The organism is Desulfomicrobium baculatum DSM 4028 (assembly GCF_000023225.1).
GTDB classification, from domain to species: Bacteria; Desulfobacterota; Desulfovibrionia; order Desulfovibrionales; family Desulfomicrobiaceae; genus Desulfomicrobium; species Desulfomicrobium baculatum.
Window position 1 is genome coordinate 2573679 of the sequence record NC_013173.1, and the last position, 22688, is coordinate 2596366.

Genomic DNA, 22688 nt, shown 5'->3' on the forward strand with positions numbered 1-22688 from the left:
CTTTTTTACCGAGAACGGCTTGTTTTATTTGCGCAGCTTACGGCCTGTGAAGGCCAAAGCCGCCATGCCGAGTCCGAGCAGAGCCACGGTGGCCGGTTCAGGCACTGGAGGCGGAGGAGGATTCTCGCTTCTGTAACCCAGAATGAAGAAATCTTCAAAACCATCGCTCAAAAGCTGATACTGGAATGTAGCCGTGAAGAAAAGGCCCTGACCAATAAACTGGGACAGGTCCATTGTCGGAGCATAGACAAGAAAGTCCACGTCGTTTGTTCCGGTTGTATCGAACGAATATTCCACGCCCATGAACTCCACAGTGCGGGTGTTCGGCACCTCGACAAGTGCTTCCTCGTCAAACTCTCCATTAGGAGAACTGTCAAAAGCCCATTCTGCAAGACCGAAAGCATCTGGTGCATACGGGACAACGGCACCGAGTTCATCGACAATCGCGACATACCCATTGCCAAGCATGTTGGGCTGGTTGCCTATCTGATTAATATCGAAAGCAAAAACAGGTATATTTGAATTTTCGAATTCGCTTTGCAGAAAATCGTAAAGCAAATCTACGGATACTTCCCAAGTGATAAGCAAATCAGTGTTAAATTCCGTAGTCGAACCTGCGTTCGGAAATGACAACGGATCAGGAAAGTCATATCCGCCCCTGATGTCCAAATTGTCTCCAGCAGCCTTATCGGCACTCTCGCTATCACCCCACCATATTTTGAGCTCATCTTTTAGCGAACCCTGATTTGATGGATAATCGGAAAATCCTCCTGGATAAAGTTGCTGCAATATGCTTGTGGAATAGGAATAATATTCGTCGTACGGCATCGCATTAGGAAAGACCGGCTCCGGCAACCAAATACTTGCCCATGACGGCGAAGCCAATAAAAACACCAGCACTGTCGTGCAAAGACTGCCCTTGACAAGCGATTTCATAATCATTCCCTCCGGTTGTTTTCTCTCTGTGACGTCCTTTGACTATCAATCCTGTGGAGCAGGAAAAATGCCAAGACGCACCATCCGTTAATCATTCAATTTATTGTAAATACACGCTCAAGTAATGTAAGATTATCCGACAACGCGTTGCTTTACTTTCCAAGTATCGACCAACGCTTGCCCCAATGAAACGCTCCGGCACAACCACCAGATTCGAGGAGCAGCAAAATCGTTTTCAACTCGCAACGGAACGTTGCAAACAGGCACACTTTTAGTTTAACAGCCAGACAATGAACGACAACGCCTGGCCGCGCATATTGCCTTTTGCCCTCTTCATGGCCGTCATCGGTCTAGAGGAAGGATTGCGTTTCATGGATGACAAAGCCTGGGTCAGCATCCAGGACTCCACCTTCGCCCTGCTTTATCCGCTGAGACCCCTGGTTGCCGGCATCGCACTCATCCTGTGCCGCCGGGCCTACACGGAACTGCGGTGGTCCGACCTGGCCCGGAGCAGCCAGACAGTGATGAGTATCGCGCTGGGGCTTGTGGTCTTTGCGCTGTGGGTCAACATGGACTGGACTATCGGCGCGCTGAGCGAGCCGCCGGGCTTCAATCCGGGCATCTTTCCGGACCCCGGCCTGCGCCGGGTCATGACCGTCATCCGCATCGGCAGCGCCGTGCTCGTTGTCCCGATCATGGAGGAAATCTTCTGGCGTTCCTTCATTCTGCGCTACGTCATCAATCCGGATTTCGCCAAAGTCCCGCTCGGTACGTTCACCTGGATTTCGTTTCTGGTCGGAGCCGTGCTCTTCGGCTTGGCCCACCATTTCATCCTAGCCGGAATCATGGCCGGCATGGCCTATTCCTGGTTGCTCTACAGAACCAGGAGTCTGGCGCAATGCGTCCTGTCCCACGCAGTGACCAATCTGGCCCTGGCCGCCTTTGTGCTGAACACGGAAAAATGGTGGTTTTGGTAAATCGTGAGAAAACCTTTCGGCAGGCTCCGCAAGACACGCCTCACGTCAGCGAGATTCCGCCGTAAAGAAGGCCGACGACCACCCCAAAATTAAAGGCAAAGACCCAGCGGCTTCCGAAGCGATGGATCTTGTACAGCGACACGGCCACGCTCGCGATGCAGATCAGGACAACGACCATCCAGCCAAGACTCGACCCGCCCCATTCAACAATGCTTTTCGCCACATAGATCTGACCATAGCCGAGCAGCATCCCGTGAGCCAGGGAGACGGCCCCTACCCGGCTCATGAAATCGTCCAAGGCCTGCATGCCCTGACAAACAAGAATCGCGGCAATGGCCAGCAATATCTCCATCAGCCGATTCTCCCTCATGGATGCGCGGGCACCACAAACACCGCCGGTTCGCATGCAATCATGCACAATCAGCAACGAACAGTTGCAGTTACGTCGGTATATTTCCGGCTCGGCGTCCCTTGAACAGCACGCTCATGGACACGGAATCAAAAAAGGCCGGGCAGCTCATGCTCCCCGGCCTTTCCCTAGTGATCGAAAGCGCGTGATCAATTCTTCTTGTTGCGTCGCGCCGCCAAGCCCAGGCCAAGCAGGCCGGCGCCGAGAAGAAGCATGGTGGCCGGCTCGGGGACAGGAGCCACCGAGATACCCAGGTAGAACTGAGCCGACGTGCTGCCGTCCTCGTTTGCAAGCCAGCCGTAATAGTCTGTGTCCACACCGAGCTGACTGACAATGTAATCATGATACGCGCCAGTGAGGAGTCCGAAGCCGTCGCTCAAGAAAGAGAAGTTGTATGTGTAGCCATCGTAGTTAAATGCGCCGCTGGTTGCGCCCGGATCGGTGAGAACGAAGATATCCATGGGCGTCGCGACATTACTGTTTGGAGTCTCGAAGAACAGAAACTCAAGATAAGTTGTTTCGGCAGGAAGAGGCAGTCCCGCAGGCAAAAATGGCGTAAACTCAACATTAGCCTCGACCTTACCATACGCAAGATTAGGAAATGCTGAACTCATCAAGTAATTGAAGTGTGTAATTGACACTACCTCTACAGCGGATCCCGAAGTCATCAGATCGTTTCCAGCGACAGGCCCGTCGATCACAAGCGAACTTTGCAGTCCTGTTTTAGAGAAAACGGATGGCACTCCCCAGGACAACGTTCTGCCGTCGGGGCTTAGCACCATATAATCCTGATTAACGTCTTCGTTGCTCCAATCGACAAAAGTAGCATCGTTGACATACGACCACTGTGTCACCAGAGCTGCGGAAGCAAATGTTGCTGAAAAGATGAATGCCGCCGCCAGACATGTCGCTGCTAGTTTTTTCTTCACAGTAGTACTCCAGTGTTAGATAATTATGTCGTTCTCTCACAACAATGCATCGACCGTGCCAAAATATAACTATCCAATATCACTATATTATTCTTCAAGAAATCTTCAGAAAAAACATACCGTGTAAAGTTCTCCGACATACTTCCTGGGCAAACTTACACGCCAGGAAACACAATCCAAAAGTCCACGGACGCTTCGAGCGTGCCGGCCAAAATTTCGCATGCGCAAAGCCCTTTTGCATGATTCGCTGCGAAGATCAGTTCGACCTCTGCGCGTCCACTTCCGGAGAAGCGATGGGAACGGCAAGCTCCACGCCAACGGAATACGTGCCCATGAGCGAGGATTCGTCGGTCTGGCCCCAGCGGACGTGGCCCTGATAGCTGTCACTCAAATCATAGCCATCCACTTCTCTTCCGGGGCTTGCGATAATCGACAGGACATCGCCGACATTGAACGCGCAATCCGTCTCTATGAGGAACCCTTGCCTGCTCATGTTGAGGATTCGACCCAATACGATCGTGTCCTTTTTCTTCCCGCATATGATTCCGCAGGGAAACAGGCAGGCGTGACGCTTCCATTTTCTGATTTTTTGTTCTGTCGTCGACATGGTTTGTCCTGCCTTGAGGCGTTTTGCATATTATCAAGCATCCAGCGCCCAGTCTTGATTGAAAATTTTGATGATGAACACATTTTCCATCACATTTAGCAACGAACGTACCAGCAAGTCCGAACTGCATCGGCACGGACATGCTGCGTATTACATGATACCTGCGCACCCTGAAGTTGTGCACATCAGAAAAATTTCGGAGAGTTGTAAGATTTCACGCCCGGCATTGTCGAAAAAATTTACATGCGAGACATCGCTTTTTCCGTTCAAGGCCATGCCGCAACAAGCCTGGGCCGGAGAAGCCCTGTCGGTACTGAATTCTGGAGACTTCCACGCCGCGCCCAAGGCCTCAAAAGACGTCGTCAAGCATCCAAAGGGTCGCACAGACGCGCCTGGTTTCCGCTCGGCGGGAATGGCGGTCAGCGAAGTCACTTTTTGGCATAGAACATGATACGGCAATCGTGAAAGACAGTTCCAGATTCCGGCAAACACTCGTGACATAGCCGGCAACGCGGACAAATGGCGGATGCCTCTCCTTGCTAACGATGACGCAACCCCGTCATTCATTGCGGCGCCTGGCAACGAAATCACGAGTTGAGCATACCCCTCCCTGATAAGCCACCAGGGGGGGGGATTTTTTTTGGGGGGGGATTACGAGGGATTTCTTTGAGAAGCGAGTGCCGCGAAGGCTTCGGTGGCCATTGGCCGACCGAGGTAGTATCCTTGTCCTTCGGCACAGTGATGTTTTTTGAAGAAGGCATGCTGCGTCTGCGTTTCAATGCCTTCGGCCACGATTTGATGATTAAAGCCCCGCGCCATCGCCAGCAGGGCGGAGGCCACCGCCTTTCCTGATTTGGCCTCGATGTTGTGCACGAACGACTTGTCGATCTTGACCGTACCGATCGGAAATTCCCGTAAAAAACTCAAACTCGCATACCCTGTGCCGAAGTTATCCACGGCAATCTGCACTCCAAGGTTCTTGAGCGCATGCAAGGCAGGCAGAGCCTGTTGCGCATCCCGCGACAGGCCGTTCTCGCTCATTTCAATCTGCAGAAAATGCGGATCCAGTCCCGTCTCGCGCAGGATGGCACGAACTCCAGTCAAAAAATTCTTGTCCCTGAATTCAACCGCCGAGACATTGACCGCGATCCGGCTCAGGTTGAAGCCCGTCTGCAGCCACGCCTGCGCCTGCCTGCAGGACTCACGGATCACCCACTGCCCAATCGGCAGAATGAGCCCGCAGCTCTCGGCAATGGTGAGGAACTGAGCCGGGAAGTTGAGCTGATGATCGGAACGCTCCCAGCGCAGCAGAACCTCGGCGCCGGTGATGACGCCGGTCTCCAGATTCACCGTCGGTTGGTAGTGCAGGATGAATTCGCCGTGGTCGAGAGCGCGCTTCAGAGCCATCTCGGCGGACTTGCGCATGGCTGAACTGGAACTCGGGTTCATGCTCGGGGTGAATATCTTGTAGCTGTTGCGACCGGCCTTTTTGGCCTGATACATCGCCATGTCCGCCTTGCGCATCAGCGCTTCGGCGTCGACACCGTCATCCGGATACATGCTGATGCCGACGCTCAAGGTGACGCGGAGCTCTTGTCCGGAAATGAAATGGGGCTCTCCCACGCTGTGAATCAGTTTCTCAGCGGCGTGGGCGGCGCTCTGCACATCCTCGACTTCCGGAAGCAGGACCACGAATTCGTCACCGCCGTGACGGCTGACCGTATCCGAATTACGGACGCTGGCCTGCAGACGCTTTGCAACGGATTGCAGCAACTGATCGCCAATCCCATGCCCCAGGGAGTCGTTGATATGCTTGAAGTGGTCGAGGTCCAGAAACATCAGCGCCACTTTGTTGCCGTGGCGCTTTGCGAGCAGGATCGACTGCACCAGACGGTCGGTCAAAAGCGCCCGGTTCGGCAATCCGGTGAGCAGATCATGCTCGGCCATGTAGGACAAATGAACCGAGACCCGCTCGACCGCCTCGGTCATCATATGCGCATTGACCGAGGCGACGACGAGTTTCTCGTTTGCTTCCCGGAGCGTAGTTTCCATTTCCGAACAGGAATCGATCTTGACCTTTTCGGCATTTTTGCGCACCCGCAACGCCTTCTTGACCACCTTCAAAACTTCTTCTTGCCTGTCGGAAAGCGCCTCGTCATGAGTGCCTGTTCTTGCTTCTCGCACGGTCTTTTCGCCAGCCTCGTGTTTGCTTCCCGGAAGCGTTTGCAGGGCCTTAAAACTCGACGGCAAGGTGTACGCACGCCTCCTGAGCGGTCGTTTGGACGTATAACGCCTGTACATCAAACCAATTTTGTTCAGCATCGTCGGTCCTGATCATTCGCGGCCAAAGCCGTAGTCAACGTCGGGCTTCCACTCATAATCCCGCTATATTCGGACAAAGTCTCGCCGATGACAATGCCGCCATCGTTGATCTCAAATTCCCGCAGCGCATTGCTGTGGGCGCTGGCGCGGACCTTGACGACCGCCATGACCCGCTTCAGGCGGCTCTTAACCTCTATGTAGCGCTGCACGATAATGGCGTCGGTGAGAAATGCGGACCCGTAGGGGCTGAAACGCAGATCCGTGAACCTGTCTTCAAGTTCCGAAGTCATGAGCACCGTCACCCCGAGATTGGACAGCGCGGCGATCATGCGAAACAGCGACTCCCGAAAATCCTCGCGAAAGGTCGGGGCCACGGCGAGCTCGAATCCGGACAGCGAATCGATCACCACACGTGTCGCTTTCATGCTGTGAATGAGGTTTATGAGATGCTGAATGACCTCGTCCATGGACAGATCGAGGGAACGGGTATTGATCAGACCAATGCTCCCGGCCCGGACCAGTTCGTCGATGGTGCGCGTTCGGGACTGGCTCGGAGTCTGCTCAAAGGCGACAATCACGCCTGGCTCGCCCAGCCGCACCCCCTCCACCAGAAAGGCCGTGGCCAGGATGGTCTTGCCAGAACCGGACGGTCCGGCGACAAGAAGCGAATAGCCGGACGGCAACCCCCCGCCCATCATCTCATCAAGACGCGGCACGCCCATGGACAGACGCTTTTCCGTGGAATCCGTGCGGCGGGGCGTGGCCGCGAGGTTGCCGTCATCACGAACCTCCACCGCAGGGAAGACGACGATCCCGTCGCCCGTGATGCGGAACGTATGCACCCCGGGGCGGGTGGCCTGGCCGCGCATTTTCATGATCTGAATCTTGCGCACCATGGAGTTCCGATAAACGCTCTGTTCAAGCGATATGAGCCCGTCGGCCATGGTGAAAATCGGCGGTGGACCTGTCTTTGAAGAATATTCACCAATCAGAAAGGTTGTTGTCTCCCATCCCATGAGTTGCATACCCAGCTGCTGGATGAATTGCTGCTGGCTGATCGATCCGTCGGACTGACGCTGCGCCTCCAGCATGATCGAGCGGAACGAATCGACGAAGACCAGCGCCGGAGCGGTGGTCTCGACCTCATGCGTGATCCGCTTCAAAACCTCGGTAAATGTCCCCGTGGCGACGTCATCGCCCAGGCTGACGAAGCGAATCGCCCCGCTGATCTTGTCCTGATCGAAAAACGAAAACTGCTGCTGGTAACGGAGCATCTTCATGGGCGATTCGCCGAGCACGGTAAAAAAGAGCGCAGGCCGCTCACGTGTCGCCATGGCGAACATGAGCTGATGCGCAAGCGTGGTCTTGCCGCAGCCCGGAGCCCCCAAAATGAGATTGAACGAGAGATCCGGGATCCCGCCGCCAAGGATCGCATCAAGCCCGGGAACGCCGGTGGCGAGGCGGGCTATGCTAACTTTTCGGTTCATGATGTCTTCTCCTGCTCCACCACATCAGGCGCGGTAATCCAGACCGGATCCAGAAGGCGCCTAGTCAGGGAATTTCCAATCAAGGTGGCGAGTAATTCAGTGAACGTTATCAGTAGCGAACTGCTTGCCTGCGCCGCCGCGACCGGTTCGCGCCCGGCCAAAAGCGCGTTGATTCGCACCGGAAGAGAGTCAATGTCCATCTGCGCATCCGGAATTGTCATCCAAGGGAAGACGACACTCGTCAGATGCACAGATCGTTTGAGAATGGCTTCAACACCATTGCCGCCAATCACAGGCGTCAACTGAGCGGACATCAGCAGCCATGTCTCGGACGTCGCCTTGGCGATGGCCAGCGCGTCGGGGGAATCGCCGGCGCGGTGCCTCAGCGTTCTTCGTATCGCTTCACGGCAGAGGTCGCGATCTGTGATTGCCATCGGAATGACTCCTGAAACCTGACACCTGGCTTTGTGTGTGGACATGCGCGATTCGTCGGCACGCCATAAAATTGTATCGTATGACGGCACTCTGAAAGTCGAACCAGGACAAAACTGCATCAGGCGTGGCTTCGCAGGACAGAGATCGCCATATAGATCAAGATTGAAATCCCAAGAATCCAAAGCCACGGCCATCCGATCCTGCCAAATTCCCTACTGCGCGGGGCAATCCGCCACCTTTGGTCGTGCTGCAAAAAATCAAATTTGAGCGAATGCAATTTTTCAATATCTCCAGACCTCAAAATGTTATTAAAAATACCCTGCCGCTTACTGGTTTTCTGCAATAACATCGGTTCTCCATGTTCGGATATGTGTCGATTTTTATCACGAGAGCGAGCACGCAAACGCCAAAAAGCGATCCTGCTCAGCACATCAACTAAGCAACGATCGCGCCAAGACGATCCTGCGAAGAGTGTTTCACATCAAACTGATTATATAGGGGAAATACAAACGCCGGAGGGGAGCAGACGAAAAGAAATTGCAACGAAATCCGTCGCATACACCGCAACCGGGATATATGACGGGTCAGGCCGGAGGGGAGCCCAGCGTATATATCGCGGGTGCGCAGCCGTAAGCTCCGCACCCGCGTGGCAATGGATCAGTACACGCCGCCGATATTCATGGCTGTATGGATGGTTTCGGAAAAGAACACCGCCCGGCCCGCCAGTTCGGCGGCCAGAGCCAGAATGGGGAGCCAGACCGGAATTGTCCGGTTTTTCCAGAGAACGCCCAGACACGCCGCCATGAGCGCGACATGGACCCAGTACAGCGGGGCGCCAAGCCAGGCCAGGCCCGTCTGGCGCATGACTTCCGAACCGGAGAGCCAGGCGCAGGGCACGGTAAGACGCACGACCAGACCGACCACGAGGGCCGTTACGAATATGCGCGCCAGCAGCGGCTGATTCTCCGCCCCGGCGAACCAGCTTGCGAACCCGGCACCCAGGACCACGGCGGAGATGAGGAAGAAGACCGTGGGCAGGGCGTTGTTCACCGCCGGCAGCGCGGGCGGGGCATAGGTCATGCCCGAGGCCAGAAGCACCGACAGCCCGGCCAGGATCGACGCCCACATCAGCACAGGCGAACCTTTTCCCCGTGCCGTGATTGCGGCGAACACAGCCAAGGCGAAAAAGATCCCCGCCGCAAGCACCTCGCGGCTGAGCCATGCCTTTTCAAGATGTACAAGCGCCCGATATGATTCAAGAGGATGGCCGAGATGGAAGAGAGACGCCGCGATGCCCACCCCCATGAAGGCCGCGATCAGCGTCCATTCCATGCGGACGTTGCCCTCGCCGGGGCCTGCGCAACGACACTGACGCACGGCATTCATGAGGACGAGGCCGATGGCGGCCTGCGAGAGCACCGTGAACAGGACCAGTGGTAATTCCATGGATTGCATGCCTACCTCCTTACCATTGTCGGAACTTTGGGCAGGATGAACCGGGTGGAGGGGTTCACCTTGTCGTTTTTCGGGAATCCGGGAGGAAACTGGACATGGTTCCCGGGCTCAAGAGTCGCCAGATCCACAAGTTTCAGCGCCTCCGTGGGGCAGCTTTGCACGCAGGCCGGGAGCAACCCCGCGTCAAGGCGCTCGTGACAGAAGCTGCATTTCTCGGCGCGCTTCTCCACCGGGTTGTACACCGGGGCACCGTAGGGGCACGAGCGGATGCAGTTTCCGCAGCCGATGCACTTCTCCTGATGGTGGACGACAACCCCGTCCTCGCGCTTGGTGTAGGCTTCCACCGGACACACGTTGAGGCAGGTCGGATTTTCGCAATGGTTGCAGGCCAGCGAAAAGAAAGCCCGTTCCCGATGCGGATATATTTCTTCGTTGAGCGGGTAGACATGCCTCCATACAACGCCCTTTTCCTGCTGGTAATAGTTGCGGCAGGCCATGGCGCAGGTGAAGCAGCCGATGCATCGCTCCGAATCCACTAAAAAAGCATATTGTTTCTTCATTGCATTCACTCCTTAGACCCGTTCCACATTGGCAAACTGGCCATGTATGGCGACGCCGGGCGCTCCGGTCTTGTATGCGCCCATGTCGGAGGACTCATCATCCACCAGATTCTGGACATTGAAGTCGTTTCCAGCCCCAAACCATGCTTCATAGATGACCAGGCTTTTCTTGGCGACGTTGCTGGTCAGCTTGACCTTGATTTTGAGCTCTCCGACCTTGTTGAAGACACGCACCGTATCAAGGTCGGCAATCTTCTTTTCCTGCGCATCATCGGGATGCATGTAGAGGAACGGCTCCTTGTTGAACTCCTGCATCCAGTCGAGATTGACGAACTGGGAATGCAGACCGAATTTCGTATGCGGCGTCAGCAGCCTGAATTCATCATACGGCTTGCGCCCTTCCTTGTATCTGGGCAGGGCGTCGTGGCCGTTCTGCTGGCACAGCTCGGACTGAAACTCGTACTTTCCGGAGGGCGTGCCGAACTTCATGTCGCTCCAGGAGGCCGAGGACGCGAGCCGTGCCTTGACGGGGCCGTTTTTAAGGTCGGTCCAGTGCTTGATGCCCAGGTAGTCGTAGATGCCCTGGTTGAATTCCTTTTCCAGCCATTCCCTGGTGTCGATGTCCTGCGGGAACGTGCAGGATCCGGGCGAGAGCTGGTTCATCTTTTTGGAGAGCACGGCCGCGATCTCGATATTCGATTTGGTCTCGTACATGGGCGTTATGGCCTGTTCGTTGATGCCCACCCAGTAATGCCAGTAGGAAGCGTTGACGGTCCACTCCTCGAACAGCGTGGTCACCGGCAGCACGATGTCCGAGTTGTTGACCGTTTCGGTAAAGAACTGCTCCACCGAGACGACCATCTCCAGCGTATCGAAGGCCTTCTCCAGCTTTGGCCGGTCGAAGTCCTGGGCAAAGGGATTCTTGCACGACACCCACAGCATCCGCAAAGCGGGATCCTTGGTATCGAGGATGGCCTGCGCAGTCTTGTTGATGTTCACGGTGCGATCCGTGAAACTGGCGGCCTCGCCCTTGGTGAAATCGAACTCGCCCTTGGGGCCGGTCGCCCCGATGAAACCGGTGGAGCCTTCGGGCTGCTTCTGCAGCAGCGCGTGGTAGTTGAAGCCCCACGTGCGCAGATGGCCGTAACGCGCCCCGCCGCCTTCCTTGCCGACATTGCCGGTCATGGCGACCAGCGCGTCGATGGCGCGGACGGAGGCGCCGCCGTTGGTGTGCCGCTGCATCCCGTAGCCGATCCAGATTGTGGCCGGATCAGCGGTGGCGAACTCCTCGGCCACTTCCTTTATCTGAACGGCAGGGATGCCGCTGACCTGTGACGCCCACTCCACGGTCACGTTTTCGCGCAGATATGCGGCGAATTCAGCGTACCCGATGGCGTGCGTGTTCACGAAATCGTTGTCCACCAAGCCCTGGTCCAGAATGTGGCGAGCCATGCCCAGTGCCAGGGCGCCGTCGCTCGACGTTTCGGGCTGCCAATAGACATCCCCCTTGGCCGCAGTCTGGGTGAAGATGGGATCGATGACCACGACCTTCGCGCCGCGACGTTTCGCCTCGTTCACGTACTTCATGGAATGCACCGAACACCACGCGGGATTGGCGCCCCAGATGATGACGAACCTGGATTTGACCATGTCCTCGGGATCGTTGCACCACATGTCGCCAAGGTCGTAGTTCTGCGCATCGATACCGGCCGGCCAGCAGGGCGTACCCACAAAGCGGGTGGTGTAGCCGAGCGAGGACATCATGCCCTCGACGCCGTAGTTGGTGATGCCGAAGTTTCCGGAATACTTGGTCAATCCCATTCCCAGCAGGTTGCCGTCCTTTTCCTTGATTTCAAGGATTTTGCCGGCGATGCGGTCCATGGCCTCGTCCCATGAGACGCGGCGCCAGTTGCCCGTGCGGCGGCCGTCCTGCACCATAGGATACTTGATCCGGTCAGGGCTGTAGACCCGCCGGGGATAGGCATACCCTTTCACGCACAGGCCGCCCTTGGTGAAGGTGGACTCCTGCGCGCCCTCGATGAACTTGACCACCCCGTCCTTGACGTACGTCTTGATGGAACAGGTGTCGTAGCAGTTCCTGGGGCAGGCGTTCCTGAATATCTGGAAATCCTGCTCCCTGAACGCCGTCGCGGCCTCGGCGGAATACGGCATCAGCAGCTTGAGCGGGAGCAGCGAGGCCGCTCCGGCCACGGAGATCCCTTTCAGGAACTGACGCCTGCTGAGTGCTCTTGTTTTTTGAGACATACAATCCTCCTTGAAGGTCGCCTGCCCGATCACTTCGGGTGCGAGGCTGCAATGGTGTTGAGTTCGTTGTCGAACCACGCGGCAAGGGCGTCCGTAGCCAGGGCGATGACCCCGCCTTGGGACGCGTGTGTTCTGGTCGCCAGGATGAAATGCGGGAGCCATCGGGCCAGGTGCTCGCGCACGAACCACGCGTGCCGGGCCACCGTGTCCGGGGAAGGAGAAGAGTTCGCGCCAAGAGCGCTTTTCAGGACGATCATCGCCTCCAGCTCATAGGCCAGATGGTCGTCAGGGATGACGCCCTCCTGCGGCACGGCCAGTCCGAGCCGATGATAAAGCTCGCGGGCCTCCAAGGCCGCCTTGCCCATCAGCACGCGGTCGGATTCGCAATAGGCGGAGGCATAGGGAGGGGCGGGCACGGCGGCAGGACCTACGAACAGGCGGTTGAATTCATACTCCACCGCTGTCCAGTCCGTACCGGGCAAAATGGCTGCATCGACGCTACCGCCAATGCGGCCGGCCGCATCCTTGAGCTCGATGGCGTTACATGCGGAAAAGAAATCACGCAGGCCTTCCAGGGAGGCGATACATGCGTCGGTCATGCGGGCGCACCTCGGTAATGGGGAAGAGTTCTTTATATGCTGTATCCCAATTACAGGCGCGCCGCCATGATAAACAGGCGGGATTCAGGGTATATATTGGGTAGCTTTATGTACCCAGCGAGTCGTCCAGCCCCATGGTGTTCAGATGGGCGTACAGGCTGACGCTTTTGCCGAGCAGCCCGAGCTTGCGGCGGATGTTCTTGCGATGGGTCTGGATGGTTTCGACGGAGAGGCTTAAAAGCTCGGCGATTTCCTTGTTGGAGTGGCCGGATTGAATGAACTGGCAGACTTTCATCTCCATCTGCGTGAGCTTGAGCAGCAGGGGCATGCCGCCCGGGTCCCGGGGCAAAAGGCGCGTCAGCTGGTCTTTGACGACGGTGACATACCCCTTGCGGATCGCGGGATCATTTTCCGACTCGATGCGTTCCAGCGCCGGCAATACCAGGGTGTTGACCTTGGCGGCCAGGTTGCTGGCGTGGTCTTCGTGTTCCTTGCCGACACTTTTCAAAACGTTGCGCAGCGTGATGTTCATCTCTTCAAGTTGCGCCTTTTCCCGGCGCAGCGCCTCGGTCTTTTCGTCGACAATGCCCTCCAGGGTCTGACGCTGCATGGCCTGGGTGGTCATGTTGGTCAGCACGAAGATGTACTGGTCGCTGGCTAGGCTGACCTGGTTGATGGTGTTGATCTGCATCCTGTAGATGACGTCCTCGTCAAAGGGGGCCAGCTCGCAGGTGATGCCCACCGGATAGTAGCGCAGCAACTCGTCCACCGAAGCGCCCTCCAGGGAAAGGACCTCCCAGATCGGGCGGTTCAGCGTCGAGGCTTCATCCATCACTGCCCTTACCGCGGCGTTGATGTTCGCGACCAGGCCATTACCCTCCACCACGAAGATGAGGTCGGAGGTTGCGTTCAGCGTATTTTCAAAACGGCACTTCTCAAGGGTCAGCAACCTGTTCATCTCGTCAAGCTTGCTGTTTGAAAACTCGGGAAAGGTCCGGATCCAGTCCTGCAGATAGAGCACCTCAAGCGCGTCCCCGTAGAGCCTGATGAGCCTGCGCGCCTCCACCTTGTGATTGAACTCGACGTCCATCTGCTCGATGACGTCCAGCAGGCTGTACACAAAGGTCTTGAAACAGCCGAGAAACATGTCGAAAGTGATGCCGCGTGATCTGTGACGACGGGACGATTCGATCAGGAAACGTTCCCAGCCGGTGTCGCAGCGGAGCAATGCGGAAAATTCCTCGGGGACGTCGTGCTCCTCGATATGTCGTAACAGCGGCTGCAGAAACTCTTTCAGGGCGACAAGGCAGTCGACGCGCTTGGCCGTGGTGTGTTGCAGGTATCCGGCGGTAGCCATGCGCAGGGACCACCGCTCAAGAAAATAGTCCTGGTGCGTTTCCGCCAGGCGCAGCAATATCTGATAACCAGTCGATTCGTGTGCCTTCATGGGATCCTTTTTTTCTTATGCTTCCCCCTACCCATCCCCTACCCATCCCCTACCCAAAGGCTTGTCTTATTTCTTTTAAGGCCTATCAGCAAGGATGCCCGAGCAATACAAAAAATCCGAGGTGGAATCGTGCGATTTTTTCTGATTTTGCTTATCATGCTGACCCTGAACATGACTGGACTCGCCCTCGCAGGCGACACGCCAGCCCGAGCCAAGGGCATGGAAGAGAATGCCACGGTAGTCATTGCCGGTGACCGGATTGTCGGCGCACCGCTCGTCGCCACCTTTGAAATGGGCGATTACAAAGTGCCTGAAGGAATGTACGCATCGATCAATATCGACGTGGAGAAGAAGCCGGAGGGAAAAAAACCTGAAATCCAAACCGGATATCCGCAGTCGCGCCTTCTCTTCTCAGCGCCGGGCACCTACGAGCTCAGATTTCGACTCAACCAGATCAGCAAATCCAGTTGCGGCGGGGTAGACTCCCTTCTGCTGCTGGAGAAGACGGAGGTTTTGGAAATCTTGCCCGCCGGGGGAGGTCAATGACTGTAGGCGCTCAAACAAACCACATGCGCCTCAGCATTATCGCAACTCAGGGAAACACCTGCTCGTCCCTAACATCCTTCCAGCTCATGTCATCGTACGCCACTGCCCGTTTTCGAGCAGCGCAACGAACGCACGACCATTCACCATCACTCTGTTCCACCGCAGCGCAGTCCAAATGTTGGACATGGTACTGGGCGGACAATAAAACGACACGAAAAAAGGGCCTGGATTTTACATCCAAGCCCTTGTTTTCTTTATGGTCGGGGCGAGAGGATTCGAACCTCCGGCCCTCGGTTCCCAAAACCGATGCGCTACCAAACTGCGCTACGCCCCGAAGAGTGGCGTATCTACACAGGCGCGCTTCACGCTGTCAACAGGTTTCTCGATGGGCTCTGGACAGGCCCCGGCCTTGGTCGTAAAACATGTCATGCGCGCGGTTATCGTTTTACTCACAGACTTTGGGCACCTTGATCCCTATACAGGACAAATGAAGGGGGTTCTTTTGCGCGAGGCGCCGGACGCGCGCATTGTGGACCTTTGCCATGAAGTGGAGGCACACAACATACTTCAGGCCGGCTTTTTGCTGCAGGCCAGTTATCAACACTTTCCGCCGCAGAGTATCTTTCTGGGCGTGGTCGATCCCGGGGTCGGTTCATCGCGGTCCATTGTGCTGGCCGAACGGGAGAATCAGCTTTTTCTGGCCCCGGACAATGGTCTGCTGTCATTTCTGATCGATGAGCCTGTCTCGTGGTGGCGGATTGACGCGCAGGCTTATGCCGCCGGCAACACCTTTCACGGGCGGGACATTTTCGCGCCCATCGCCGCCCGCTTGGCCCTGGGTGCGGCGCCGCAAGCCTTCGGGTCCCGCATCGGGCCGGACATGATCATGCGACGTGATTTCATCTGGGCCGAGATTGGGAACCGCGCCATTGACTGTACGGTCCTGCATGTGGACCGCTTCGGGAACTGCCTGCTGAACCTGCGCGCAGAAAATTTTCCCGCACTGCCACGGACCTGGGCCCTTGATGACGGCAGATCGGTTGTTACGACTGCAACCTACGCAGACCTCGCGCCGGGACAAATAGGACTCCTGGCGGGCAGTCAGGGGGTGCTGGAACTGGCCGTGAACCAGGGCGACTGCGCCCGTACCTTGGGCCTTTGCCCCGGCCGAAACATACGCCTGACCCAAAAGGACATCCCGCACCAGTGAACCCGCTGCAAGATTTTCTCGTTGCCCTGACTTTTCTGACCCGCCTGGGCCGTGCCCACATCACCACCAGCGAGGCCATCAGCCGGTCCATGCGCATGTATCCGATGGTGGGGCTCCTCCTTGGGCTGATTTTGGCCTTGTCGTCGATGCTCCCGCTTTCGTCCTGGATCCTGGCCTGGCTGTTGACCGGGCTCAATATTTATCTGACCCGGGGCCTGCACTGGGACGGATGGGCCGACCTCTGGGACGGATGGGGCAGCGGGGCCACGGGGATGCGTTTCTGGACCATCGTCAAGGACAGCCACATTGGAGCCTTCGGCACCATGGGCCTTATTCTGGGCCTTGGACTGCAAACCGCGCTCTTTGAAGCGGCCGTCGCTCAAAAGGCGTGGATGGCGCTGCTCTTCGCCCCTGTTTTCGGCCGTTTCTGCTGTCTGGCCTTGGCCCGGATGAGCCAAAGCCTGTCCCGGCCGGGTCTGGGACAAAACGCCGTGCAGGGCGCAACCACATCCGCCCTGATCCTGGGGGGCTGTACCGCCCTGCTCCCGGCCCTACCGCTGGGTCCGAGCCATCTGGCCGCCACCCTTGCACTGGCCGTGGCCGCCCTGGCTGCGCTGCTGGCGCTGGGCCGCAAGCACGAAGGCGTGAATGGCGATTTTCTGGGTGCGGCCATCATTGCCGGGGAGGTCTGCGCACTGCTCCCCCTATCACTGTCAATCTGACCCCCTGCAGGTATGTATCCTGCGTCCTTGAAGGCCCGATCAATGCCTGCACATCTGCCCATCCGGCATTTATGCCATTCTGCAGACAATGGGTCCGGCGGGCCTTCATTGACCCCTGTTTTATTTTAAGTTAGCAGCGCGACAAACGCCTTCATTAAGTGGTCACTCAAGCCCTGCTTCCCAACGGCCACGAGGCGCAATCCATACAGGAGAACACCATGGACTTTCCACAACTCAAGATCGGTGATCTTGTTGCAAAAATCCCCATCATCCAGGGCGGCATGGGTGTTGGCATTTCCCTTTCCGGGCTGGCCTCGGCCGTGGCCAAGGAAGGCGGAATCGGCGTCATCGCCGCCGCCATGATCGGCATGGGCGAGCCCGATATCGGAAGCAATTACCGCGAAGCCAACATACGTGCCCTGGCCCGTGAACTGCGCGCGGCCCGCGAAAAAACCGACGGCATCCTGGGCGTAAACATCATGGTCGCCCTGACCAATTTCAGCGACATGGTCAAAACCTCCATCAAGGAGGGCGCGGACGTCATCTTCGCCGGTGCCGGCCTGCCTCTTGACCTGCCCTCCTACATTAAAGACGGGGCCAAGACCAAACTCGTGCCCATCATCTCCTCGGCCCGGGCCGCCAGCATCATCTGCAAGAAATGGCTGTCCAAGTTCGATTACCTGCCCGACGCCTTCGTGGTCGAAGGACCCAAGGCCGGCGGTCATCTCGGTTTCAAGCCCGAGCAGATCGACGATCCCGAGTTCTCTCTTGAAAAGACCGTGCCCGAAGTCATCGAGGCAGTACGGGAATTCGAGAAAAAAGCCGGCCGACCGATCCCGGTCATCGCCGCCGGCGGTGTGTGGGACGGCGCGGACATCCACAAGTACCTCAAGATGGGCGCGGCGGGAGTACAGATGGGCACCCGCTTCGTGGCCACCCACGAATGCGATGCGGACATCAAATTCAAGGAGTCCTACATAAACGCCAAGGAAGAGGACATCCAGATCATCAAAAGCCCCGTGGGTCTTCCCGGACGGGCGGTCAGGGGTCCCTTTCTCGATGACGTGAACAGCGGCCTCAAGAAACCCTTCAAGTGCCCGTTCCATTGCATCAGTTCCTGCGACTACACCAAGAGCCCGTATTGCATCGCGCTGGCCCTGGTGAACGCCAAGAAAGGCATGCTGAAACACGGCTTCGCCTTTGCAGGAGCCAACGCGTACCGGGTCAACGCCATCGTCTCCGTCAAGGAGCTGATCGAATCCCTGCGCCAAGGGTACATCGCGGCAGCCAGCGCCGCCTAGCACAAGCGACTCCACGATTACCGAAAGCCCGGCCGAAATGGTCGGGCTTTTTTGTGCACGCTTTTTGCTAATATGCCGACATGGCACGCCCCTTTTCATTCAAACTGGAAAAAATCCTGGAATACCGCAGGCAGCTCGAAGACCAGGCAAAACTGGCCTTGAGCCTGACCAGACAACAGATTGCCGAACAGAACCTGCGCGTGGAGGCCTTACACAAAGACCTGGAGGCCTGCCTTCTTGAGCTGAGCCGCCTCAAACAAATGACCCAACCGGAGCTGTGGCTCTGGTCGGGGTGGCGAAAGCGTCTGGAACTTGACAAAAAACAAGCACAGGCAAAACTTGTCGAGCTGCAGCAGCTGGCCGAAACCCGTCGGCTTGAATTGGTGACAAAAGCCAAAGACCGTAAACTCCTGGAGAAACTCCGGGCCAAACAGGCAGAAAAACATGGTCAGGAAGAACAACGAAAAGAGCAAAAAGAATTCGACGAGACAGGCACCCTCCGGCACGGGCGCACGCCTTACTAGACTGGTCCAGGCCTGCATCGCCCTTGCAGCCGTCAAGCTGGTGGCCATCTGCCTGCTCTGGATTCCGTCCGCCGTCCCGGAAACCTCCTTGTTGCAACCCGTGATCATCCGCCCGGCCATTGCCGCAAGTCTGGCGCAGGCCGAGGAGCCTGCGGCGACCTCCGCAAAAACCCAGGACAACGCCACCGATCCCGATACGCAGACAGGCCAGCTCCAGGACCTCAATGCGCGTGAACAGGCCCTGGCCAAAAAGGAAGCGGAACTGAAGGCGCTTGAAGCGCAAGTCGATGAAAAGCTCACAACATTGCGGGAGCTTGAAATCAGGATGCAAAACCTGATCGATTCCGCCGGAAGCATCCAGGACGAAAAAATGGCGCATCTCATCGATGTCTATTCGAACATGAAACCCAAGCAGGCCGCATTGGTCCTGCAGACCCTGGAAGAACCCATCGCCGTCAGAATCCTGGCGGGGATGAGCGGCCGCAAGGCCGGCGAGATCCTTTCATCGGTGCGGCCCGACCGTGCGGCCGCGCTCTCCGCAGCCCTGACCCGGCTGCAGACCGGCGAAAGCGGGAATTAGCATGCCGCGCATCCGACTGACCGTGGCCTACGTCGGCACTCGCTACCAGGGCTGGCAGATCCAAGGCCGGGGCGAGACCATTCAGGGCGCCATCGAGGACAAACTGGCCCGCATCTGCGGCGAACTGGTGCGGGTCCACGGCTCCGGGCGCACGGATTCGGGCGTGCACGCCCTGGCGCAGGTGGCTCACTTCGACGTGCCCGAGTCCAAAAGGCATATCCCCTGGAGGCAGGCCCTGAACGCCATGCTCCCGGACGACATCTCCATCCTCGAAGCGCGCGAAGCGCAGGATGACTTTCACGCACGCTTTTCGGTCCGCTCCAAACGCTACGCCTATACGCTCTGGACCGAGCCCAGGTTCACCATGCCCCAGCGGGCGCCCTTTGTCTGGCCTGTGCGCGGGCTTGATTTCGAAGCCATGGACCAGGCCGCGGAGGTGCTTGCCGGAACCCACGATTTCGCGGCCTTCCAGAACGCCGGCACGGAGATAAAAGGCACGGTGCGCACCCTGGAGCCCATTGTCCGCGCTCCCGGAACCCATTCTGCGGAGTGGGTCTTCCGCTTTCAGGCCGATGGTTTTTTAAAACAGATGGTCCGCAACCTCATGGGCCTCCTGGTCGAAGTGGGACGAGGCGGGCTGGCCCCCGCTGACGTCCGCCCTATCCTCGAAGGGTGTGATCGCCGCAAGGCCCCGGCCACGGCCCCGGCACGGGGGCTCACATTAGAGGAAGTCATGTATTAATGACTTTTGAAAACCAGCCGATTTATCAAGAATGTTCTACCGAATTTCGACTGCTTCGACACCATTAGCGCCAGTTCAGAGGTTTTCATGGCCTTAAGCGACCTGCAAAAACTATTCGTCGTCTCCACCGCCACCCAGATGTGGCAGCAGGATCTGCTCATGAACGCCTATTTTCAGGGCTCCGCCGTGGGCGCGAACCTGCGCGAAATGATTCTCGGGCAACAGCCGGTCAAACCCCTGACCAACCCCTTCGACGAGGCTATCACCGGCAGGCTGCGTTCGGACAGCGCGGCCATCCGCCGGGCCGGTAAAAATGTGCTGGAAGCCTCCTCCATGGCCGGCATCGCGGCCAGTGCGGTAGGCACGATCAAAGGCGTTCTGGAAGAAATGCAGAGTCTGGCCCAGCAGATCAAGGACGGCACCCTGACCTATTCCGCGGATGTCGCGAATCAGTACAACGCCCTGCGCGACAGCATAACGCCGATCATCGAAGGAACCTATCACAACGGCATCGCCGTGCTGGACAAATCCCAGTGGGGCACGGACCAGATCAGCTCCGACGGCAAGGTACATATCCAATCACTTCCCTCGGCGGCGGGAGGAGGCGGGTTCGACGTTGTCTTTCAGGAAATGGATGAAGCCGGTCTGGCCGCCCTCGACGGCGGCAATCTGGAAGACAACCCGGCAGGCAGCCTGCAAACCGAACTGGACAACCTCTCCACCCATATCGGCGACATGGCCACCCTGGAAGAAATCTACTCCCAGCGTGAAGACGGACTGACCTACCAGGCCACGGCCCTTAATTCCCAGGCCGACCTCTTGGACCAGGCAGTGGAGGCGCGGCGGCAGACGCCGACCCTGTCCCTGGAGGAAATCCTGATCCGGCTGCTCATGCGCGACACCGGAACCCTTTTGGACGAACTCAGCTAAAGCCCTCAGGCAGGGCATTCAACCCATTTTTCCTTGCTTTCTTTTCTCCACAAAACTTGCCCAAAGTCTTTTTCGCGATTACCATCCTTGTATAATACACTTTTTTTTCAGGCCAAAACACTTCCGTAGGAATACGCCTGCTCGTTTGGCAGGTCAGCAAGGGTGAATCCCGAGGCAGCTCATCATGAACCGCGCACGCTACCTAAAAATTATGTATTTCCTGCTCATCGCGATCCTGCTCGCTCCTGGCGCCAACGCCTCCGCGTCATCAGAAAATAACATCGCAGCCAGCCTTTACGGTGGAGTCATGACCGACGATAACTGGCGCCAGTCCATTTCCGGACAAGCCGAGCTGGTCGATTCGCACATTCTTGTCGGCGCCTTGGGCTGGACATTCCACCGCCCAACCAACCGTCTCTGGTCCCTGGAACTCGAGGCCAATGTGGCCCGGCATTTCGGCATCCAGGACCATTTTGAATTCAACGCCCCGGTACTGAACGTCCGCTGGGAATATTTCCCCTGGGACAAGATCCTGGATACAAGCCTGGCCTACGGCCTCGGCCCTTCCTACGCCACGAAGCTGCCCGAATACGAAAGACAAAAAAGCGGTGACAGCGAACAATTTCTGCTCTTCTGGCACATCGAGGCCGCCTTTGCCTTGCCGGATTCCAGTTGGTCCACCATCTTCCGCCTGCATCACCGATCCTCGGGCTACGGCATGTTCGCCGACAAAGGCGGAAGCAACATCCTGACAATGGGATTGCGCTACGAATTCTAAAACGCGAACAGCCTGGGATACGGCTCGACTGAATCCATTTTTCCCTTGCCTGCGCAGCCGGATCGGGCCTACGATCTTCACAAACATTGCATCCACACCGGAGGAACCCATGCCTGTTCGTACCAAATCACCGTATCTGACGACCATCTGTGTTCTGGCTGCAGCGGTGCTCATGTCCGCCACAGTCTGGGCGCAAAGCAATCTGTTGCAGCAGGGGCTGGGGCTGCTGTCCTCGGGCGGTTCCAAAACCGGTTCCCTGTCCCAGGGCGAAATGGGTGACGGCCTCAAGGAAGCCCTGCGCGTGGGCACCGAGAACGTGGTCGCCAATCTGGGCCAAACGGACGGCTTTTACACGGACAAGGCCATCCACATCCCCCTGCCGGGACAGCTGGCCACGGTGCAGAAGGCGCTTAAAGCCGCCGGGTATTCGAGTCTGGTCGACGATCTGGAACTGAAGCTGAACCGGGCCGCCGAACAGGCCACGCCCAAGGCCAAGGCCCTTTTCGTGGACGCCATCTCGGCCATGACCATCGAGGATGCCCAGAAAATACTGAGCGGCCCCGATGACGCGGCCACCCAGTATTTCCGCAAGGCCATGGGCCCGGGTCTGGCCACAGAGATGCAGCCCATCGTCGACGCCACTCTGGCCGAGGCCGGAGCGGTGCAGGCCTACGACAACATGATGGGACAATACAAAGCCCTGCCCTTCATGCCCGACGCCAAGGCCGACCTCACGGACTACGTGGTGGAAAAAGGCATGGACGGCATCTTCCACTATGTGGCCAAGGAAGAAGCGGCCATCCGCACCAACCCGGCCGCGAGAACCACGGATCTGCTGAAAAAGGTTTTCAGCAAGTAGCCAAAACACCATGAGGGCGAAGCCCCCCGGCCTCGCCCTCATCCATCCTGGGCACTCCCAGGACCATC

Annotated in this window: 24 protein-coding genes and 1 tRNA gene; 12 read left to right on the plus strand and 13 right to left on the minus strand. The window is 57.5% G+C overall.

Features of this window, described 5'->3' with window-relative positions:
• Positions 1–24: 24 nt before the first annotated feature.
• Positions 25–936 carry a PEP-CTERM sorting domain-containing protein gene (locus tag DBAC_RS11165; protein WP_015774403.1) on the minus strand — a complete coding sequence of 304 codons (912 nt, stop codon included), beginning with the start codon at positions 934–936 and terminating at the stop codon, positions 25–27.
• Positions 937–1226: 290 nt separating this feature from the next.
• Between DBAC_RS11165 and DBAC_RS11170 the strand changes: the two genes are divergently transcribed.
• A complete protein-coding gene (locus DBAC_RS11170) occupies positions 1227–1913 on the plus strand; it encodes a CAAX prenyl protease-related protein (protein WP_015774404.1) in 687 nt (228 codons plus the stop codon).
• Positions 1914–1953: 40 nt separating this feature from the next.
• Here DBAC_RS11170 and DBAC_RS11175 read toward each other — a convergent pair whose 3' ends face one another.
• The 3 genes from DBAC_RS11175 to DBAC_RS11185 all read right to left on the minus strand — a co-directional run bounded on the left by DBAC_RS11175 (position 1954) and on the right by DBAC_RS11185 (position 3858).
• A complete protein-coding gene (locus tag DBAC_RS11175; RefSeq protein ID WP_015774405.1) occupies positions 1954–2265 on the minus strand; it encodes a hypothetical protein in 312 nt (103 codons plus the stop codon).
• 206 nt (positions 2266–2471) lie between these two features.
• A complete protein-coding gene (locus DBAC_RS17955; protein WP_015774406.1) occupies positions 2472–3251 on the minus strand; it encodes a THxN family PEP-CTERM protein in 780 nt (259 codons plus the stop codon).
• A gap of 256 nt (positions 3252–3507) precedes the next feature.
• Positions 3508–3858, minus strand: a complete 351-nt coding sequence (locus DBAC_RS11185; protein WP_015774407.1) for a PilZ domain-containing protein — start codon at positions 3856–3858, stop codon at positions 3508–3510.
• 70 nt (positions 3859–3928) lie between these two features.
• Between DBAC_RS11185 and DBAC_RS19075 the strand changes: the two genes are divergently transcribed.
• The gene (locus DBAC_RS19075; RefSeq protein ID WP_143890911.1) at positions 3929–4309 is read left to right on the plus strand and encodes a hypothetical protein; all 381 of its coding nucleotides are present in this window, start codon (positions 3929–3931) and stop codon (positions 4307–4309) included.
• A gap of 200 nt (positions 4310–4509) precedes the next feature.
• Here DBAC_RS19075 and DBAC_RS11190 read toward each other — a convergent pair whose 3' ends face one another.
• The 8 genes from DBAC_RS11190 to DBAC_RS11230 all read right to left on the minus strand — a co-directional run bounded on the left by DBAC_RS11190 (position 4510) and on the right by DBAC_RS11230 (position 14428).
• Complete coding sequence (locus DBAC_RS11190; protein WP_167320936.1) at positions 4510–6042, minus strand: putative bifunctional diguanylate cyclase/phosphodiesterase; 1533 nt, start codon at positions 6040–6042, stop codon at positions 4510–4512.
• A 131-nt stretch (positions 6043–6173) separates the two neighbouring features.
• The gene (locus DBAC_RS11195; protein ID WP_015774409.1) at positions 6174–7667 is read right to left on the minus strand and encodes an ATPase domain-containing protein; all 1494 of its coding nucleotides are present in this window, start codon (positions 7665–7667) and stop codon (positions 6174–6176) included.
• Positions 7664–8296, minus strand: a complete 633-nt coding sequence (locus DBAC_RS11200) for a hypothetical protein (RefSeq protein ID WP_167320937.1) — start codon at positions 8294–8296, stop codon at positions 7664–7666. Before DBAC_RS11200 ends, DBAC_RS11195 begins: the two co-directional genes overlap by 4 nt.
• 463 nt (positions 8297–8759) lie before the next feature.
• The gene (locus tag DBAC_RS11210; protein WP_323740352.1) at positions 8760–9548 is read right to left on the minus strand and encodes a dimethyl sulfoxide reductase anchor subunit family protein; all 789 of its coding nucleotides are present in this window, start codon (positions 9546–9548) and stop codon (positions 8760–8762) included.
• A gap of 11 nt (positions 9549–9559) precedes the next feature.
• On the minus strand, positions 9560–10117 hold the full coding sequence (locus tag DBAC_RS11215) for a 4Fe-4S dicluster domain-containing protein (RefSeq protein WP_015774412.1): 558 nt from the start codon (positions 10115–10117) through the stop codon (positions 9560–9562).
• Between the two features lie 12 nt (positions 10118–10129).
• Positions 10130–12382 (minus strand): molybdopterin-dependent oxidoreductase, encoded by a 2253-nt coding sequence (locus DBAC_RS11220; protein ID WP_015774413.1) that lies wholly within the window; start codon positions 12380–12382, stop codon positions 10130–10132.
• Between the two features lie 29 nt (positions 12383–12411).
• Entirely contained in the window at positions 12412–12981 is a 570-nt protein-coding gene (locus DBAC_RS11225; protein ID WP_015774414.1) for a TorD/DmsD family molecular chaperone, read from the minus strand.
• A 106-nt stretch (positions 12982–13087) separates the two neighbouring features.
• On the minus strand, positions 13088–14428 hold the full coding sequence (locus DBAC_RS11230; RefSeq protein ID WP_015774415.1) for a helix-turn-helix transcriptional regulator: 1341 nt from the start codon (positions 14426–14428) through the stop codon (positions 13088–13090).
• A 129-nt stretch (positions 14429–14557) separates the two neighbouring features.
• On the opposite strand from DBAC_RS11230, the gene DBAC_RS11235 reads away from it, so the two are divergent.
• Positions 14558–14974, plus strand: coding sequence for a hypothetical protein (locus DBAC_RS11235; protein WP_015774416.1), 417 nt, complete (start codon positions 14558–14560; stop codon positions 14972–14974).
• Between the two features lie 257 nt (positions 14975–15231).
• Here the strand turns inward: DBAC_RS11235 and DBAC_RS11245 are convergent.
• Positions 15232–15308: transfer RNA gene (locus tag DBAC_RS11245), tRNA-Pro, on the minus strand.
• A 93-nt stretch (positions 15309–15401) separates the two neighbouring features.
• On the opposite strand from DBAC_RS11245, the gene DBAC_RS11250 reads away from it, so the two are divergent.
• The 9 genes from DBAC_RS11250 (at position 15402) to DBAC_RS11290 (ending at position 22620) form a co-directional block, all read left to right on the plus strand.
• Positions 15402–16184, plus strand: a complete 783-nt coding sequence (locus DBAC_RS11250; RefSeq protein ID WP_043812505.1) for an SAM hydrolase/SAM-dependent halogenase family protein — start codon at positions 15402–15404, stop codon at positions 16182–16184.
• On the plus strand, positions 16181–16906 hold the full coding sequence (locus DBAC_RS11255) for an adenosylcobinamide-GDP ribazoletransferase (protein WP_015774418.1): 726 nt from the start codon (positions 16181–16183) through the stop codon (positions 16904–16906). Before DBAC_RS11250 ends, DBAC_RS11255 begins: the two co-directional genes overlap by 4 nt.
• Before the next feature lie 218 nt (positions 16907–17124).
• The gene (locus DBAC_RS11260) at positions 17125–18207 is read left to right on the plus strand and encodes an NAD(P)H-dependent flavin oxidoreductase (RefSeq protein WP_015774419.1); all 1083 of its coding nucleotides are present in this window, start codon (positions 17125–17127) and stop codon (positions 18205–18207) included.
• A 158-nt stretch (positions 18208–18365) separates the two neighbouring features.
• Complete coding sequence (locus tag DBAC_RS11265; protein ID WP_267195238.1) at positions 18366–18731, plus strand: flagellar export protein FliJ; 366 nt, start codon at positions 18366–18368, stop codon at positions 18729–18731.
• The gene (locus DBAC_RS11270) at positions 18652–19311 is read left to right on the plus strand and encodes a MotE family protein (protein ID WP_015774421.1); all 660 of its coding nucleotides are present in this window, start codon (positions 18652–18654) and stop codon (positions 19309–19311) included. The genes DBAC_RS11265 and DBAC_RS11270 overlap by 80 nt, the downstream gene beginning before the upstream one ends.
• 1 nt (position 19312) lies before the next feature.
• Positions 19313–20053: a tRNA pseudouridine(38-40) synthase TruA gene (gene truA / locus DBAC_RS11275; protein WP_015774422.1), complete on the plus strand. Its 741-nt coding sequence runs from the start codon at positions 19313–19315 to the stop codon at positions 20051–20053.
• 87 nt (positions 20054–20140) lie between these two features.
• On the plus strand, positions 20141–20983 hold the full coding sequence (locus DBAC_RS11280) for a flagellin N-terminal helical domain-containing protein (protein WP_015774423.1): 843 nt from the start codon (positions 20141–20143) through the stop codon (positions 20981–20983).
• 184 nt (positions 20984–21167) lie between these two features.
• Positions 21168–21761, plus strand: coding sequence for a hypothetical protein (locus DBAC_RS11285; RefSeq protein ID WP_015774424.1), 594 nt, complete (start codon positions 21168–21170; stop codon positions 21759–21761).
• 109 nt (positions 21762–21870) lie between these two features.
• The gene (locus DBAC_RS11290; protein ID WP_015774425.1) at positions 21871–22620 is read left to right on the plus strand and encodes a DUF4197 domain-containing protein; all 750 of its coding nucleotides are present in this window, start codon (positions 21871–21873) and stop codon (positions 22618–22620) included.
• Positions 22621–22688: the final 68 nt, after the last annotated feature.